We start from the raw sequence: 15792 nt of genomic DNA, 5'->3' as shown, positions 1-15792 counted from the left end.
GGAATGAGCGGCTGGCCTACTCGCGACCATCCTGCTCAAGATCGAATGTGGAGACGCCGTCCGCACTGGTCGGGCGGGCCAGCACCTCGGGATGACGAAGGGTGCGCAACGCATCGTGATAACCGGCGCGCCAATGGTCCTGCATCGAGAGGCGGGAAAACTCGTAGTCCTTGGAGTGACCTTCGTAGTCCCGCGCGCGATAGATCAGGTGGACGAGGCTATGCACGTTGTGAGAGACAGCCGTCCTGAGCAGTCTGACGTCTTCTTGCTCGCGCAGATCTTCGGGCAGCCTGCTCAGGAGAGCCGCCAGCTCACGCTGCAGCCGGTGCAGGCTCTTGAACTGGTCTGTGCTCGCTCGTGTCCGGCTTGAGTATTGGATCTCCTTTTGACGCGTAACGACATCGGCCATATTGCGCGGAATCTGGCCGCGCGCACTCCAGAGATCGACCTGAAACACAAGCGTGTCCTGACGGGCGCCACACTCGATCACCCACTGCAACGGAGTATTGGATACGAGGCCGCCATCCCAATAATGTTCGCCATCGATTTCGACCGCCGGAAAGCCCGGCGGCAGCGCCCCACTTGCCAGAATGTGTTCGGGCCGAATCGTGTGCCTGGCCGTGTCGAAATAAACCAGATTGCCGGTCCTCACATTGACGGCACCTGCGCTGAACCGCGTCATACCGGCGTTGATGCGATCGAAATCGACGAGGCGCTCCAATGTCGTCTTTAACGCGCTCGTGTCGTAAATGCTGGTGGCGGCAAGCGTTCCGCCCGCTTGCAGCCATGGCGCCAGTGGCCGCGCAGAAAAGAACCCGTTCGCGCCAAACACCGCCGCAAAGCTCGCGTTCACCTGATTGAGAAAATCGCGGGTGTGATCGCTATTCATCAAATCGGTGAACGGCGCATCCAACGTCACCTGCGTCCAGAACTCGCGAAGCCGGTCAACGCGGGTATTGGGAGGATTGCCCGCGATAATCGCAGCGTTGATCGCTCCGATCGAAATGCCGGCAATCCAATCGGGATGGATGTTGGCTTCGGCCAAGGCCTCGTAGACGCCTCCCTGATAAGCCCCCAGAGCGCCGCCGCCTTGCAAGAGCAACGCGATGCAATCGAATGGCAGACGCCGGTCGGCGGTCGCCAAGTGTGGTCGAGGCTGAAAGTTCATGGTTCTGTGCTCTTGGTTTGCGGTTGCCGAAGCCCGCGCTCTGTCCGGATCGCGGGCTTTGCCGGTTTAATATACTATACCGTATAGTTTCGTTATTATTGCGTCAAGAGGGCGCGTTCACAAGCTCGTGCTGCAACTGCTCGAGGCCCACCTACGTCCGACCTTGTGTCGACTGTCGCAACCAGCTCGACACGCTGAGGCAATGCCGGGCGCGCAGCTGGGATTAACAAAGCGATCTCCGTCAAGGGCAGCCCCCGGGTTCGTGATTATCAGTTGCAGACTAGAACGTGTCGGTGGCGTCCGTAGGCGTAGTAGCAATCGCTATCGGAATAATTGACATCGTTCGAGCTGCCATAGGCATAGCCGGCAGAGGCTCCAGCGACGTAGGCTGCACCATAACCGTACCGCCGCGCGCCATAGCCATGGCTGAAGCTTCCGGAACGGCTATAGCTGACCGATGCAGAGCGAGCCTGGACCGAGCCTGCAACCGCGGGTCCGTCACGACCGCCGGCGGGGACGCCGCCAAGCGCCCTTAGATCGCCGCGAGGACCAGCGCCGGCGCCCAACCGAGGAGTCGGACCGCCAAGGCCGGCATGGGCCGCACCGCCGGGCCCCATGGGAGGTGGACTTGCGAATGCGGGAGGACCGCCGGCCGCGATCGGCGGAGGACCACCCGGCCCCATTGGAGGCAGACCGGGGAATTGCGCAAACACCGCAGTCGGCGCCAACGAAATCGTTGCGAGCGTTACGCTGACCGACAGCGTCAAGAGTGTCTTCCTGGACATGATAGTCTCCGTTTCAGATTTGCGTTTCAAGGACCGGCACCGGCGCGGCCGGCGCAAGAGTCGGGTTCGACGAATGAGTCTCGTGCGCCGGCTCAACCGTCTCAGACATTGGCCGGCCATCGTCTTGGACAGGGTGGATCCGGAACCACGCCACATAGAGCGCCGGCAGAAAGAGCAGCGTCAGCAGCGTGCCGACGATAATGCCGCCCATCATCGCGTAGGCCATCGGACCCCAGAAAATCTCGCGCGCGATTGGAATCAGCGCGAGACTTGCGGCGGCCGCGGTCAGCAGGATCGGCCGCATGCGATGCTCCGTCGCTTCCACGACGGCATCCCAGGCCGGGCGCCCCTCTTTCCTTAGATCCTCGATCTGCACGATCAGGATCACCGAGTTTCGGACCAGGATGCCGATCAGCGCCAGCACACCCAGGATGGCAACGAAGCCGAGAGGTGCGCCGCTCGGCAACAGGGCCATAACGACGCCGATCACGGCAAGCGGTGCGACCGCGAACACCAGGAACAGGCGGTGAAAGCTCTGCAACTGAATCATCAGGACGGTCGCCATAACGAACAGCATCAGCGGAACGACGGCGACGATCGGCGACTGGCTCTTGGCGCTTTCCTCCACGGAGCCGCCGATCGCCACCGAATAACCCGCCGGCAGTGCTTTGCTGAACTCCGCCACCTTCAGCGCCAACTCGTCCATGATCGTCTTCGGCTGGACGCTGGTAACGATGCCGGCCTTTAGCGTGATCGTGGGAATCCTGGCGCGGCGCCAGATCGTCGGCTGCTCGATCTCATAGCGCAGATTGGCCACGGCCCCGAGCGGCACCGACTGCCCACCCTGCCCGGTCAACTGCAGATCCCGGAGCGTATCGATCGAGCCGCGATCGACCGCGGTCGCGCGTCCAGTGACATTGACAAGATAGATGCTGTCGCGAACCTGTGTGATCTGCGTGCCCTCGAGCACCGAGTTCACGGCTGTGGCGATGTCTTCCGACGTCACGCCGAGCTGGCGGGCCTTGTCCTGGAGAACGTCGACCTTGACGACCCGCGCAGGCTCCATCCAGTCGAACACGACGTTGCCGAGATCGGGGTTGCTCCGGACGATGCCAGCGAGTTCCTGCGAAAGATCTCTGACCTTCGCGACGTCCGGTCCGCTCACGCGGTATTGCACCGGACGCCCCACGGGCGGGCCGACCTCGAGCAACTTGACGTAGCTGTCGGTGCCTGGAAACGTCTTCCTCAGATATTCTTCGAATTGCGCCTTGACGCGATCGCGGGCCTCGATGCCGCCCTTGGTCACCACGACTTGCTGGCCAAACCATGCATTGGCCGTCTGCACGTCGAACGACAGCACGAACCGCGGCGCGCCGGTGCCGACATAAGTCGACCAATGTTCCACGGAGCCGTTGTCCTGCAGCTCTTCGCGCTCGAAACGCGCCATCTGCGCATTGGTGTCGGCGATCGAAGCGTTCTGCGGGAGATTCCAGTCGATCACGAGTTCGCTGCGATCCGACGAGGGAAAGAACTGCTGCTGCACGAAATTCATGCCGAACAACGCGACGAAGAACGCTGCAACCGTCACGCCGACCGTGATCCAGCGGTGATGCATGCAGACGAGCAGCAGACGGGAGAAAATCTGCGCCAGCCGGCCCTTCTCCCCGTGGTGCCCCTTCATCTTTGCCGGCAGAATGGTGACGCCGAGCAGCGGGGTGAACAGCACCGCGACGATCCAAGACACGATCAGGGAGACCGCAATCACCACGAACAGGGTGAAGGTAAATTCACCGGCATTGCTGCTGTTCAGCCCGATCGGAATGAAGCCCGCGACGGTGACAAGCGTGCCCGTCAGCATGGGAAATGCGGTCGACGTATAGACGTGGGTCGCCGCCTTTTCCAGGGGATCGCCGACCTCCAGCCGGGCCACCATCATTTCGACGGCAATCATGGCGTCATCGACCCGAAGGCCGAGCGCGATGATCAGTGCGCCCAGCGAAATTCTCTGCAATGAAATGCCGGCATAGGCCATCACCACGAAAGTAATGGCGAGCACCAGCGGGATCGCAATTGCGACGACGAGCCCGGCCCGCATGCCCAGGCTGAGAAAGCTGATAGCGAGAACGATGACCACGGCCTCAAACAGCGCCTCGGTGAAGCCCGACACCGCATGCTCGACCACAACCGGCTGATTGGCGACCAGATGAACGCCGACGCCGATCGGCAGGTCGGCAATGACCTTTGACATCTCCTCCTTCAGCGCCTCGCCGAAGTGAAGCAGGTTTGCGCCGGACTTCATGCCGATGGCGAGCCCGATTGCAGGCTGACCGTTGTACCTGAACAAGGTCTTGGCCGGATCATAGCCGCGCGTGACGGTCGCGACGTCAGTCAGCGGAAAGAAGCGGTCGTTGATCCGAAGATTGACCGCGTTCAGGCTTGCCTCCGATGTGAACCGGCCGTTCACCCGCACGCTGATCCGCTCGGGCCCGTCCTGGAACACCCCGGACGGCGCGACCGCGTTCTGTCCCTGCAGGGAGGCCATGATCGAGTGGACGTCGAGGCCAAGGGCGGCGACCTTCCGGGTGGAGAATTCGAGGTAAATCACCTCGTCCTGCGTTCCCAGAATGTCGACCTTGCCCACGTCAGGCACGGTCAAGACCTTGGCGCGGATGCCTTCGACCTCATCGCGCAGCTGACGCTGGGTCAAGCCGTCGCTGGTGAAAGCATAGATATTGCCGAACACGTCGCCGAAGCGATCGTTGAAGCCCGGCCCGATCACCCCTTGCGGGAATTCGCCCTTGATATCCGCGATCATGTTGCGGACGCGGACCCAGGTCGGCTTGACGTCAGCCGCCTTTGTCGTGTCGCGCAGATAGACGAATACGGTGGTCTGGCCCGCGACCGTCACGCTCTTGGTGTAGTCGAGCCACTCCAGCTCCTCGAGCTTCTTTTCGATCCGGTCGGTGACCTGGCGCGTCATCTCTTCGGGCGAGGCGCCCGGCCACTGTGCCTGGATCACCATGGTCTTGATGGTGAAGTCGGGATCTTCCTGACGACCAAGCTGAAGATAGGCAAAGAGGCCTGCCGCCATGAAGGCGATCATGAAATACCAGACGAGCGAACGGTGACGGAGCGCCCAGTCGGAAAGGTTGAACGACGTCATGGCTTCTGATCCTGTTCGATACGGACGTGTTGTCCTGGCTTGAGGCTGTGGATTCCGGCGGTCACGATGCGCGCGCCGGGATAAAGCCCGTCGGCGACGCGGGCACCTGCGGGGTCCCCGGCGAGATCGACCTTGTGCAGCGAGACGGTGCTGGCCGGCTGATCGATGACCCAGACGAAGTTTGCGCCATCCTTGGCGAGCACCGCTGAGGCGGGAACGCGCAATGTCGGACTTTGCGTTCTGTCGAACGTCGCGGCGACGGTCGTGCCCAAGCGGAAGCTTTCAGGCGGATTGTTCAGGGCGATACGGACTCGCCGCAGGCGCGTCACGGGGTCTGCCTGCGGAGCGATCTCGCGTAGCTTGCCTTCGACCCGGACGGCGGGGAGCAACTGCAAGCCGACGGTGAACGGCAAGCCAATTTCAAGCGGCACCGGGAAATCCTCCCCGATATCGACCACCGCCTCCCGGATGTCGGGCTTCGCAACCGTCACGACATTTTGGCCAGGAGAGACCACCTGTCCGACTTCTGCGCTCACCGCAGTGACGACGCCGGCGAAATCGGCCTTGAGCTGGGCATAGCCCCGTTGCTCGGTGGCCTTGATCAGGTTCGCCCGTGCGTGCGCGACCGACGCGGCGGCACCGGCTCGCGCCTGCTCGGCATTGTCCAGTGTCTGCTTTGTGGTGGCGTCGGTTGTGATGAGGGTTCGCTGCCGCTCCTCCGTCGCCTTGGCAGTCGACAGAAGCGCTTCGGCCTTGGTGAGCTCAGCCTTCGCCGAGCGCACCGCAAGCTCCAGAGCCATGGAATCGATGACACCGACCGTTTGTCCTTCGCTGACGACGTCACCAACGGAGACGGGACGCCCGGTCAGACGTCCCAAGAGACGGAACGCGAGATTGGTCTTGTACTGCGGCTCAACAACGCCCACGGCGACAATGCCGTCGGGGCGGCTCGGCTCAAGGACCATCGACAGCACGGGTCGCACAGGCTCGGGCGCCTTCGCATCCTGCTGACATCCAGCCAGCGCGAGCGCTGATACAAACGTGCCGGCTGCAATCGTGACGCGCCTCTTCATGACGGGTCTCCCTCATATGTTACAGCCTGGCCATTGCTCAGCAACTTGCCGCCATCGATCACGACGCGCTCGCCCGGCTTGAGTCCCGCCTTGATCAGCACTTCACGGGCTTCATAACCGCCGATCGTCACCGGCTTGAGCGCAGCTGTTTTGGTCACTGGATCGACGGTCCAAACCGCGGGCTTCGATCCGGCCGCCGCCAATGCGCTCCAGGGCAACGCGATCTGCTGCTGGGGCTTCGCTTTGACAGTTCCCGCAACGGCGCTTCCAAGCGTCATCGCTGCCGGCGGATCCTGGATGGCAACCTTGACGCGGATGGTCGCGCTCTTCGCGTCAATCGCGGGCGAGACCTCCCTGACATGCCCGCTCGCCGCCACACCTGCGTCGGAGACAAGCGCCAGCGATATGCGGCGGTCGTCGACATCGCCAAACAAGAGAGATTCGTAGATATCGAACACGGCATCGCGTTCACCGTCCTGCGCGAGCGAGAATACGGGTTGCGCGGCCTGTACGACCTGGCCGACCTCCAGATTGCGCGCGGTGACGATGCCTGCCGCTTCGGCGCGCAGCGCCGTATAGCCAAGGGCGTCTTTCGACGTTCCGAGCTCCGCTTTTGCGGCTTCAAGCGCACCTTCTGCGGTTCGCAACCCTTCCTGCGCCTGATCGTAGACCGTCCGCGTGGTAAAACCGCTTGCGATCAGCGCCTTTTGTCGTTCGAAAGTCACCTTGGCCACGCGCAGCTGAGATTCTGCGGCCAGCACCGCTGCGGTCGCGGCATCAACGTCGGCCTGCTGCTCGGCTGGATCGAGCACAGCCAGGATCTCAGCAGCCTCGACGTGGGCGCCGACATCGACATAGCGGGCGAGCACACGTCCGCTGACGCGGAATGACAGGTCGGCGTGGAAACGGGCCTGGATTTCGCCGGTCAGCGTGACGGCGGCTTGCCGGTCGCGCGACTGCACGATCTCCGTCCGCACCATCGCAGCGTGCGTGACGGGAGCGGCGGAATGATCATTGCAGCCACTCAACGCAATGGCGACAAGCGCGGCCGCCAGGCCACCGGGGCCCCTCAGTTTGCGTTTGCGGGCAGCTTGATCGATTTCGGTGAGGTTCGCAGAATGATGGGTCATAGCAGGTCCATGCGGTGACGGGGTGACAACAAGGCGCCCAGCACATCCGCCGCTGGACGGGGAGAAACCGGTTGGGCTCCGTGGGTCGGAGTGGAATCCGGTCGGGTCGCAACGGGGCGGCTGTCCCGACCGGAGCAGTTCGCTCCGGTGCAAATCGCCGAGGCATCGGACGTGCTGACGTTTGACCGGCGAGGCGACTTCACCATCGCCCCGTTCGCCTGCCGCTCACGTGCGGCCAGCGGAAACGACAGAACGACGGACGTGAATTCGTCGCCGAAGCCGTGCTCGACCCGGCCGCCGAGGCACTTGGCAAGATCATTGCTGAGCCGCTGTCCGCGCCCCGCAGCGCTCCGTGACGGCCGCGATCCATTGTTCAGGACGACGCAGTTCACCAGCGCACCGATTCTTGACAGTTTGATCTTGATTTCCGCGGTCCGGGCCTCGAAGCACGCATGCCTCGCTGCATTGGTTACGAGCCCGTGGACGATCAATCCGAGTTGCCGGCATCGCTCCGGTTGGAGCGGAAGAGATTCGGTTGCGAGTGCCAGCCGGATATTCATCCGATCCAGCAACGAACGGCGCATGGCGCAGCCCATCATTCGGATGCATGTCGCGGCGTCGATCAGCGCCTTGCCCTTGGGCACTGCGAGCGCCTGTTGCACATCGGCATAGCCATGCAACAACTCGACGACGTCGCTTAGGGCGCGCTTGGCCTCCGCCCCCTCGACCCGGACGGCCGCGGCCGAGACCAGGTTGATCGCCGAGGCAAGTCCACCATTAATCCGATGATTCAATTCGCGCAGCAGGATGCCCTGCTGCACAATTGGCGACTCCGGGCCGCACATCGTCACGACGATCTCCTTTCGGTTGTACCGGATGAGCATCCCGAACGCGCCTGTTGGCGGCCGACCGGTCTTCCGGATGAGCTGGCGCAAGCCTGGCAAACGAAGTCGGCCTATCCGCGCAAAAAACACACTATACCGTATATTTTCTTTTCATTGCATTTCCTGCCCGGGCATGTCAAGTGGAATCCAGACACGCAAAAACTCATGATGAGGAGACGGTGATGGCGAAGAACAAGAGCCCGAAACGCGGCAGACCGCCCAAGGACCTTGCCGGCGACGTCCAGGCGCGGATTCTCGATGCAGCCCAGCAGCTCTTTCTCGAAAAAGGGTTTCGGAGTGCCAGCATTGACGATATCTCCGAGTTGGCTCCTGCGAGCAAACCGACCATTTATGCGCATTTCCCCGGCAAGGAGGCGCTGTTCGTTGCTGTGGTGGCCCGGACCATCAACGGATTGACAGATTTCGAGGGGTTCACGCCGGCGGGCCGCACCATCCAGGAAAAGCTTGCCAATCTCGGCATCGAGATCGTGGAGAGATTCGTTGAGGACACGTTGGACCTCACACGCGCGACGATCGCCGAGGCACGGCGATTTCCCGAGTTGAGTCGAAATGTTCACGACGCCGCGCGCGACCGTGCGGCTGGGGCAGTTTCGCAACTCTTGAACGAGGCGACGCAGAGGGTCGCGCGCACAGCCAAAGGACCTTTCAGCGCAAAGCGGAGCGTTGCGACAGCTCAAATGTTTATGGATCTCATTCTGCTTCCGATGCTGATGAGATCTCTGATGGGTGAGGAACTGAAGGATCTAAAAAAAGAGCTGCCGACGTTCCTGCACGAACGGGTCAATTTCTTTCTCGCGGCTTGCGAGGCGGACTGGAGGCAGTGAACCAGCCACAGACCCCGCTCGCTATCCTTGCGCCACGGCTTTGGGACGTAAATCGGCGGCCAGGTCGACTGACCTCCGCGGTCCATGACGCAGGGCGCCAGCGCAGAAATCCATCATCTCGTCAAACGTGGGCCGAACGGCAGCCGCGTTGATCCGCGACGGATTGAGATGCCCCTCCATTGCTTCAAGCAGGCAACAGGTCATTGCCACCGCACTTCCCGGTCGTAGCTCGCCGCTCGCCTGTCCGCCAGCAATGATCGCGCGCACAAGCCCCTGGATCCGGTCTGCGTAAGACAGGGCGACCGCCCAGTTCTCGCGTACCGCGGCAGCGACCAATTCGTGTTGCTTGCTGTCGTTTTCCAGCCGATGTTCGTGCAGCTGCGAGATTGCGCTCAAAGCGGCCGTTAGACGGTCCAGAGCCGAGCCGCTCAAGAGAGCGGCTAGCGTTGCGGCCGCGGAGACCTGTTCGAACAAATCTGCCACGACCGCCTCTTCGATCGCCTGCCTTGAAGGGAAGAAGCGGTAAATGTTGGCGGGCGACATCGACGCCCCGCGAGCGATATCGGCGACGGTGGTCTTCCTGAAGCCGATCTCGCGGTGCAATCGGGTCGCGGCTTGTACGATCCGCCGACGGATGCACGACGACCCGGCCTGGCGTATCCGATGCGGCATCGCTTGAGACCTCAGCGAGATGGGAGCGAATGCAATTCGCGTCGGCAGGCTTCCCCGAAGCCACGCAAGGGATCCATTTCCTCCAGGAACTCAGGCAGATCGCCAAATTCGCGGTTTGGCGACAAGTAGGTTTCGATGATCAGGCGACCCGCCCGCTCCGCGGCTTGAACCACTTGATCGCTGGACAGAATCCTCATCCGTCCTATGAGCGCATACAGATTGACCAGTTGCGGAATCTCGGACTTGTCGCTGACGAGCGCGTCGGCGTAGACCCGGGAGGCCTCCTCGATAAAGCTTCGATAGAGCCGCTCGCGCTTGGAAATCGACCGGGCATAGTGACGCTCGCGAAGCTTGCGGCGCCGACTCGCCCATCCGGTCACGATCGTGGAGATCGCTCCGAAGGCCGAGCCCCCGAACGCGGCGAAAGCGGGAGCATAAATCGTGTTCATACGATCAGTCCTCATCTCTTGCGCCGCGGTAGCGGGGCGATCCGATGGTCCTGACCGCAGCAGTTCCCGCAGCGCGGTCGAAGACGGCCTTGCAAGCATCGCTCAGGTCTGACTCTCTTTGCCTGAGACAGGCCTCCACATTCGTGGCGCCGGGGATGTAGTTAAGGCACAGCCGGAAGGCGTCAGGCGCGCATGCGGCCCTCTGTTCGGGAGTGCCGCGGTTCTCCTGCGCAAAGGCAGTTCCATTGCCGAACGTCGCCGCCAGCATGACGACTAATGTGTACTTGAACATACAAAATCCCTTCTTCTCCTGAGACCCGACGGGAAACGCAGCGTGATGCTCCGATTCTTCGCCCGTCGAACTGCCTGAACACGAGCTTGTGAGTCTTCGCTCTTGACACACCCCGCGGTTCGGGATGTATATGAACTATACGGTTTAGTGTAGTTATGGAGCCGAGAATGTCAACACTTTTGTGGTCGCTCGCGAAGGAAAATCCGTGGCCGGGGCTTGCGCTCGCATGCCTGAACCTGGTCGTGGCTCTGTCTCTCGTGGGCCTGAGCCTGTTGCTGGGCGTTACGATATCGTTGCTTGCCGGGTTGCACGCGTTCGCCGGCGGGCGGTCCTGGATTGCGCCGAAAGCACTTCAGCGCGGGAGCCGAGCGCTGTGAGCAGAACATCCGTCTTGTCAATGCGTGCGCCCGGTTCAGTCGAGGCTCAAGCTCCCGTGCGGGGTTACTTTCTGTGGGTCGGCGGAGCCTTGCTCGTGCTGCTCTTTGCAGCCAATTCCCTGCTGCCCGCGACCCCGCCGAGCGGGCTCATCGAATCGCATTCCACGCTTCCGCCGATCCGGATCGCCTCCGAGTTGAAGGTACCGGAAGCAGTCGTCATCGATACCAGCCAGCCCGGCTTCCTGCCTATGCTCCCGGACCGGGAGATTGCAGTCCCCTCGCCGCTTAGCTCGGATGTGGCCGATGCCGTACGACAGCCGCCCGCGTCTATATCCGAGCAAGCTTATGCGAGTGACGGTAGCCCTGCAATCCCGACCCATCTCCATGAAACGTTGGCGCAGTTCGGTCTGGGAGTCTCCGATCAAGCCGGCTCAAGCGCGAGGCCAGTCAGGCCTGCCTCGAAACCACGGCGCAATTTCGCTCGGACTCACTCCGAGAAGCGACGGCGACCTGCTCGGCATTCGAGTTTGGATACCACTCTCGAACGGAGCGCTTCACTGGGCCAAGGTTCATGTCGATAGGCCCGTCGTGGACCCTCGCACACCCATAAGACCACCGATCAGTTTTTCACGGACAGCCAAGGGATTTACCTCATGTCGAAGAAGCGATTGTTTGCGATTATCGTTCTGTCCGCCACGTTTGCTGCTACGGGCGCGAGAGCCGACGTCACCCACTCGCCTTTGGACGCCGCAAATAGAGGCGTAGCCGCCCAAGGCGATGCCGATGAGGCGACGATTCGTCGCCTGCTCGCGCAATTTCGCACAATAAAAATACCGCTCAGTCAGGCGGTGGCGATCGCCGAGCATTTGCATGACGGTTCAAGGACCGCAGATGTTAGCTTTGAGATTTCCGGTCCGGCCATTTATCGCGTGCGGACGGTAGGCAATGAGCGACTTTGGGAAAATGTGATAGATGCGAACACCGGAAGCGTTACAGAAAAGGAACTTTCGTCATCGCTGAGGGACCTCGACCGAGAGGATCTGGGCAACATCGTTGCCCTGAAGTCAGTTGAGCAAGAGCTGTCCGACGCCGTACGCATCGCTGAGAAGGCTGCAGCGGGAAGCGCTCTTGCCGGAGGTCTGATGAACCAGGATGGCAAACTCAACTTCGTGGTCGTCATCGCCAGTGGTGATCGCTTGAAGGAGGTCACGCTCGAACCGCCTAGGGTCGGTAAGCAAGGAAGCAACTAAGCGATCAGGTCTGAGCCAGATCGCTGTTACCGCGATCCGATGTTTCGAAGGAACGATCGGAATAAACGACGGCATTGTGCGATGCGTTGCTCAATAGCGACCGCTTCTCGAAGTCCCATGTTATGCACCTTTCCTCTGTTCCCCCTTTTGTGGCCTTTCGAACGACAATTCGGTCTCCGGCCATCCCGACGCAGCCGACATTTGGAATGACCGCTTTGCGCCTATTGTGTTGAAAAACTCGACCGTTGAATCCGAAGGAGATCACTGATTCATTCTGTCGGTGTGGGCGGGAGACTTGAATCGATGATGGGTCCGCGGCAAGTACCCGCTGCGGAAGCGAACGCCGACGGCACGACGACGGTCTACTTCGGCGCTACGCAACCAGCGAATGTCAAACGGGGCAACTGGATACAGACCATGCCGGGCAAGGGCTTCATCCCATGTCTGCGGCTTTACAGCCCGCTTGAGCCGTTCTTCACCAAAACCTGGCGGCCGAGCGAGGTCGAACTCGTTCTGTGAATCCAAAACCATGGAGCGATCAAGGAACCGCGGGCTCGATGCCAAATGCGCGTGCAGTCGTCACGCGGGGCTCCTTGACCGCTTTTGGCCCTTAGCCCACATCGGCAATCTGCCGGATGTCTGCTTTCACCAAGATCGGCCCTTCCCGGATCGACGCCAAAAAGGAAGGGGTGCCCGGCAAGGTGTGTTGACGGACGGCCCTAACGAATGCGCAGAATGGATGCTGGGCGCTGTCCGCACCTGGCCGACATCAGATTTTCAACGTGAGCCCCGCGACGGAACGTCCATCCTCCGAACGCGATCTAAGAAACCATTACAAATGCTTGCTTTCTTCAGTCAGCAGCCTTTAGTGAGTTTACAAGCTACGGTTGAAAACCACGGGTCCGTTGGGGTTTTGGTCGCTCCGAGCAGCCCACCCGAACTATCGGTCAGCGATCAAGCCGCAGGTTGGTCGATCCTAATATTTTCTGACGATGGGCTTTGTTGTCGGAGGCGCTCCGGGCGCAGGCGGCGAGATAGCGAAGGTCACCCAGGTGTTCCAGCCGGATGGCCGGTTTTCCGCAGCGAACTCGCCGTAAGCCTTAAAATTGAGATAACCCTGCATGTCGCCGACCGGAAACAGAAACCCGATCTGGGGGCCGACGCCAACCACCTGGGACTGGAAGCAGCCGACACGGTCTCCTGAGCCGCTGTCGCAGCCCAGCTCCTTGTAGACATAGCCCACGAGGCCAACCATGACCTGCTTCGACAGGAATTGCGATGCGCCCCAGTCGAAATGCATGTCGACGCCGTTTTGATACTGCGTCGCAGTATTTTTGAAATTGTAGGTGAAGCCGAGCACCCCGGAGAATTCGTGTCCGGTCTGCGGGTTGAAATAGGTGTAGCCGCCACCGGCGTCGATCGCGCCGTGTCCGATACCCAGGTTCGACAAGCGATCGGATTGGTAAGCGCCAACCGGGATGTCGCCGGTGATATAGGTCATGTAGTTGTGGACGCCGGCGTTCCAGCGCAATGCGAATTGCGGCGCCAGATCCCCAAAGCCCCATGTCGTGTCGCTGATGGTGTCGGACCGCGCGAAGGGAACGGTGTTGCCGAACGGGCCCGTGGCCACGCCGGACAAGGTCCCCGCCAGGCTGGTGCCGACGACGCCATAGGCTGCCAGGAGGGACACTGACGCCTGGCCGCCGAGCACTGGCGTTGCAAATACATAGCTCGGGAGCACAAAGCCAAGGTCGCCGGTGGCGTTGACATTCAAATTCAGATTCGCGTTTACGGTAACGTTGGCCGGAACCCTGCCGAGCGTGAATTCGCGCGCCCGCGCGACGTCGGCGCCGGCGGATACGGAGGTGTGGTAGTAGATATTCGCCAGCGACCATCCCGGCTGCTGCGGCGTGGCCGCCAAGCTCCCAAAGAGGCCTGGGATCCAGAAGCTAATGCCGCCTTCGTCGGCCAGCGCACGATGGGAAGAAAGCATGATCGCAGGCGCCAAGACGATCGCAGCAACGCCAAGTCCGCGTCGATGTGCTGAAGTCGGCCGCCCTCTTTTCGGTACGACCAGTTCCGCTGTCATGTTACACTCCGTAAGCACGTTGCCTCCGAATAGAATCCAGTGACAGCGTAACCCAGAGCAAGCAGGGCTCACCATGTAAAAATCAGCCCGGCTCGATTGGCTAGGAAAAAGGTTCATACTGAGACCAGGGAGCCACTATGCAGGTTGTGCCAACGCTCTGTTTCTCCTGGGCCTGCAAGTTCGTCTAATCCGCACGTTCGAGGATGGGATTGATGCTATTGCTAGACGCGATTACTTAGATGCTCTGCGTCTTATTCGGCCGCTGGCCCGTGATTGGCAACGGCACAGCCCAGTTCGATCCCGGGGTAGCGCATGCGACAGGCCGCGGCGTGCGATGGGACGACTCAGCTGCAGCATAATGGTTTCGGAAAGCGGCGGAGCAACGCCACGCCTTCGCCCAAACCAACCTCGGGGTCCTGTCTCGCGACGGCAAAGGCGTGACGTAGGACCTACTAAGGCAATTTTGTCGTTTCGGAATGCCGTAGACCAAGGCAACGCCGTCGCGGCGTGTTATCAACTGTCGGGTAGCCCTCTGCCACCACGTCGGGCGTCTCGCCGTCAGCACTTCATAGGAGGTACATCCATGAAGCCGTCATTTGTGGCACATGGGCACCGCTATCTCTGGCTTCCCTTAGCCGTGATCTCGATCTATGTGTTGGTCAGCTATCTGATATTGCCTGCAACCTGGGCTCGGATCGAACATGAGCCAGGCCTATCAAAGCGGCCGATGGTGACGTCGACGGCCGAGGGCATGCCGGGGGACCCGATCAACGTCGGTCTGATCGGAACGCGAGAGGATGTGGTTTTCGCATTTCATGCCGCAGGTTGGTATCCAGCCGATCCGATTACGTTGCGGACCAGCCTGGAGATCATCGGCAGCGTGTTGCTTGACCGCTCCTACAAGGACGCGCCTGTCAGCCCGCTCTACTTCGACGGACGACGTGAGGATCTGGCGTTCGAAAAGCCAGAGGGGATAAGCGCGGACCGTCGGCAGCACGTCCGGTTATGGCTGGTGCTGTCAAATGGCGCCGATGGCAGTCCTGTTTGGCTCGGATCGGCGAGCTTCGATACCGGTGTAACCCTGAGCCGCGATACAGGACAGGTAACGCACAAGATTGCACCAAACGTCGATCAAGAGCGTGACCGCCTGATTACCGGATTGGACCTCGGCCGTTCGGTGCTTAGAATCTATCAGATCAGAGGAATTGGTCCGACCTTGAACGGCCGCAATGGCGAAGGCGATCCCTATTACACCGATGGCGAGATCTGGATGGCCCAGCTGGTGGCGCGCGGCGAGAAAGCTGCGGCGCCGGCCAAACTGCTGCCGGTGCCGGCCCTGATCCAGGTGAAGGACAAGATGTTCGCCTGGGCTTCATCGTCCGACTGACGTTTGCTGGCGCCCCGCAGCGAATGCCGCAGAACCGTCAGCGAGCCCACTGCCCCATCTCTAGACAAGTCATAAGACTGACGTAGCTCGGTGTGCCGCCGATACTCTCCTGCGGTACGCACTGCGCCTTACTGGAAGCGGAATATTTCGACCATTGGCGCGCCAGCCGCTGTCGCGCCCTGGTTTCGTCTCCTATGCAGGTCTTTGATGACTGATCGACAGTGAGCC

At 61.2% G+C, this 15792-nt stretch carries 13 protein-coding genes and 1 pseudogene; 5 read left to right on the top strand and 9 right to left on the bottom strand.

All coding sequences use genetic code 11. The features are described from left to right. Nucleotides 1-16 precede the first annotated feature (16 nt). The 5 genes from V5279_RS23155 to V5279_RS23135 all read right to left on the bottom strand — a co-directional run bounded on the left by V5279_RS23155 (nucleotide 17) and on the right by V5279_RS23135 (nucleotide 8203). The gene (locus tag V5279_RS23155; RefSeq protein WP_338688046.1) at nucleotides 17-1168 is read right to left on the bottom strand and encodes a DUF3734 domain-containing protein; all 1152 of its coding nucleotides are present in this window, start codon (nucleotides 1166-1168) and stop codon (nucleotides 17-19) included. Nucleotides 1169-1966: 798 nt separating this feature from the next. Continuing rightward, a complete protein-coding gene (locus V5279_RS23150) occupies nucleotides 1967-5116 on the bottom strand; it encodes an efflux RND transporter permease subunit (protein ID WP_338688043.1) in 3150 nt (1049 codons plus the stop codon). Beyond that, entirely contained in the window at nucleotides 5113-6189 is a 1077-nt protein-coding gene (locus V5279_RS23145) for an efflux RND transporter periplasmic adaptor subunit (RefSeq protein ID WP_338688040.1), read from the bottom strand. Before V5279_RS23145 ends, V5279_RS23150 begins: the two co-directional genes overlap by 4 nt. Further along, nucleotides 6186-7151, bottom strand: a complete 966-nt coding sequence (locus V5279_RS23140) for an efflux RND transporter periplasmic adaptor subunit (RefSeq protein ID WP_338688038.1) — start codon at nucleotides 7149-7151, stop codon at nucleotides 6186-6188. Before V5279_RS23140 ends, V5279_RS23145 begins: the two co-directional genes overlap by 4 nt. Nucleotides 7152-7315: 164 nt before the next feature. After that, complete coding sequence (locus tag V5279_RS23135; protein WP_338688036.1) at nucleotides 7316-8203, bottom strand: sensor histidine kinase; 888 nt, start codon at nucleotides 8201-8203, stop codon at nucleotides 7316-7318. Nucleotides 8204-8385: 182 nt separating this feature from the next. Here V5279_RS23135 and V5279_RS23130 point away from each other — a divergent pair, with 182 nt between their 5' ends. After that, nucleotides 8386-9048: a helix-turn-helix domain-containing protein gene (locus tag V5279_RS23130; protein ID WP_338688033.1), complete on the top strand. Its 663-nt coding sequence runs from the start codon at nucleotides 8386-8388 to the stop codon at nucleotides 9046-9048. A 21-nt stretch (nucleotides 9049-9069) separates the two neighbouring features. Here V5279_RS23130 and V5279_RS23125 read toward each other — a convergent pair whose 3' ends face one another. From V5279_RS23125 to V5279_RS23115, 3 genes are read right to left on the bottom strand one after another with little or no spacing between them, the layout of a single operon-like run. Continuing rightward, nucleotides 9070-9720, bottom strand: a complete 651-nt coding sequence (locus V5279_RS23125) for a TetR/AcrR family transcriptional regulator (RefSeq protein WP_338688031.1) — start codon at nucleotides 9718-9720, stop codon at nucleotides 9070-9072. Nucleotides 9721-9731: 11 nt separating this feature from the next. Further along, nucleotides 9732-10169, bottom strand: a complete 438-nt coding sequence (locus V5279_RS23120; protein ID WP_338688029.1) for a hypothetical protein — start codon at nucleotides 10167-10169, stop codon at nucleotides 9732-9734. A 4-nt stretch (nucleotides 10170-10173) separates the two neighbouring features. After that, nucleotides 10174-10461 carry a hypothetical protein gene (locus tag V5279_RS23115; protein ID WP_338688026.1) on the bottom strand — a complete coding sequence of 96 codons (288 nt, stop codon included), beginning with the start codon at nucleotides 10459-10461 and terminating at the stop codon, nucleotides 10174-10176. A 167-nt stretch (nucleotides 10462-10628) separates the two neighbouring features. On the opposite strand from V5279_RS23115, the gene V5279_RS23110 reads away from it, so the two are divergent. From V5279_RS23110 to V5279_RS23100, 3 genes and pseudogenes are all read left to right on the top strand, one after another. Then, complete coding sequence (locus V5279_RS23110; protein WP_338688023.1) at nucleotides 10629-10838, top strand: hypothetical protein; 210 nt, start codon at nucleotides 10629-10631, stop codon at nucleotides 10836-10838. A gap of 653 nt (nucleotides 10839-11491) precedes the next feature. Continuing rightward, entirely contained in the window at nucleotides 11492-12088 is a 597-nt protein-coding gene (locus V5279_RS23105; RefSeq protein WP_338688020.1) for a PepSY domain-containing protein, read from the top strand. Nucleotides 12089-12412: 324 nt separating this feature from the next. After that, nucleotides 12413-12607, top strand: a pseudogene (locus V5279_RS23100) (DUF1214 domain-containing protein); the annotation flags it as partial. Nucleotides 12608-13064: 457 nt separating this feature from the next. On the opposite strand, the gene V5279_RS23095 reads toward V5279_RS23100, so the two are convergent. Beyond that, nucleotides 13065-14081 (bottom strand): SphA family protein, encoded by a 1017-nt coding sequence (locus V5279_RS23095; protein ID WP_166307872.1) that lies wholly within the window; start codon nucleotides 14079-14081, stop codon nucleotides 13065-13067. Nucleotides 14082-14760: 679 nt separating this feature from the next. On the opposite strand from V5279_RS23095, the gene V5279_RS23090 reads away from it, so the two are divergent. Beyond that, nucleotides 14761-15564, top strand: a complete 804-nt coding sequence (locus tag V5279_RS23090) for an LssY C-terminal domain-containing protein (RefSeq protein ID WP_338688018.1) — start codon at nucleotides 14761-14763, stop codon at nucleotides 15562-15564. Nucleotides 15565-15792 lie beyond the last annotated feature (228 nt).

This window comes from Bradyrhizobium sp. 26S5, assembly GCF_036923295.1.
GTDB classification, from domain to species: Bacteria; Pseudomonadota; Alphaproteobacteria; order Rhizobiales; family Xanthobacteraceae; genus Bradyrhizobium; species Bradyrhizobium septentrionale.
This window is presented reverse-complemented; position numbering and strand designations above follow the sequence as displayed.

Bases quoted from the DNA above. Each gene is read 5' to 3' on its own strand.
- V5279_RS23095 (WP_166307872.1), bottom strand. From the start codon at position 14,081: ATGCTTTCTTCCCATCGTGCGCTGGCCGACGAAGGCGGCATTAGCTTC.
- V5279_RS23115 (WP_338688026.1), bottom strand. From the start codon at position 10,461: ATGTTCAAGTACACATTAGTCGTCATGCTGGCGGCGACGTTCGGCAAT.
- V5279_RS23135 (WP_338688036.1), bottom strand. From the start codon at position 8,203: ATGCTCATCCGGTACAACCGAAAGGAGATCGTCGTGACGATGTGCGGC.
- V5279_RS23110 (WP_338688023.1), top strand. From the start codon at position 10,629: ATGTCAACACTTTTGTGGTCGCTCGCGAAGGAAAATCCGTGGCCGGGG.
- V5279_RS23155 (WP_338688046.1), bottom strand. From the start codon at position 1,168: ATGAACTTTCAGCCTCGACCACACTTGGCGACCGCCGACCGGCGTCTG.
- V5279_RS23145 (WP_338688040.1), bottom strand. From the start codon at position 6,189: ATGAAGAGGCGCGTCACGATTGCAGCCGGCACGTTTGTATCAGCGCTC.
- V5279_RS23105 (WP_338688020.1), top strand. From the start codon at position 11,492: ATGTCGAAGAAGCGATTGTTTGCGATTATCGTTCTGTCCGCCACGTTT.
- V5279_RS23090 (WP_338688018.1), top strand. From the start codon at position 14,761: ATGAAGCCGTCATTTGTGGCACATGGGCACCGCTATCTCTGGCTTCCC.
- V5279_RS23130 (WP_338688033.1), top strand. From the start codon at position 8,386: ATGGCGAAGAACAAGAGCCCGAAACGCGGCAGACCGCCCAAGGACCTT.
- V5279_RS23120 (WP_338688029.1), bottom strand. From the start codon at position 10,169: ATGAACACGATTTATGCTCCCGCTTTCGCCGCGTTCGGGGGCTCGGCC.
- V5279_RS23125 (WP_338688031.1), bottom strand. From the start codon at position 9,720: ATGCCGCATCGGATACGCCAGGCCGGGTCGTCGTGCATCCGTCGGCGG.
- V5279_RS23150 (WP_338688043.1), bottom strand. From the start codon at position 5,116: ATGACGTCGTTCAACCTTTCCGACTGGGCGCTCCGTCACCGTTCGCTC.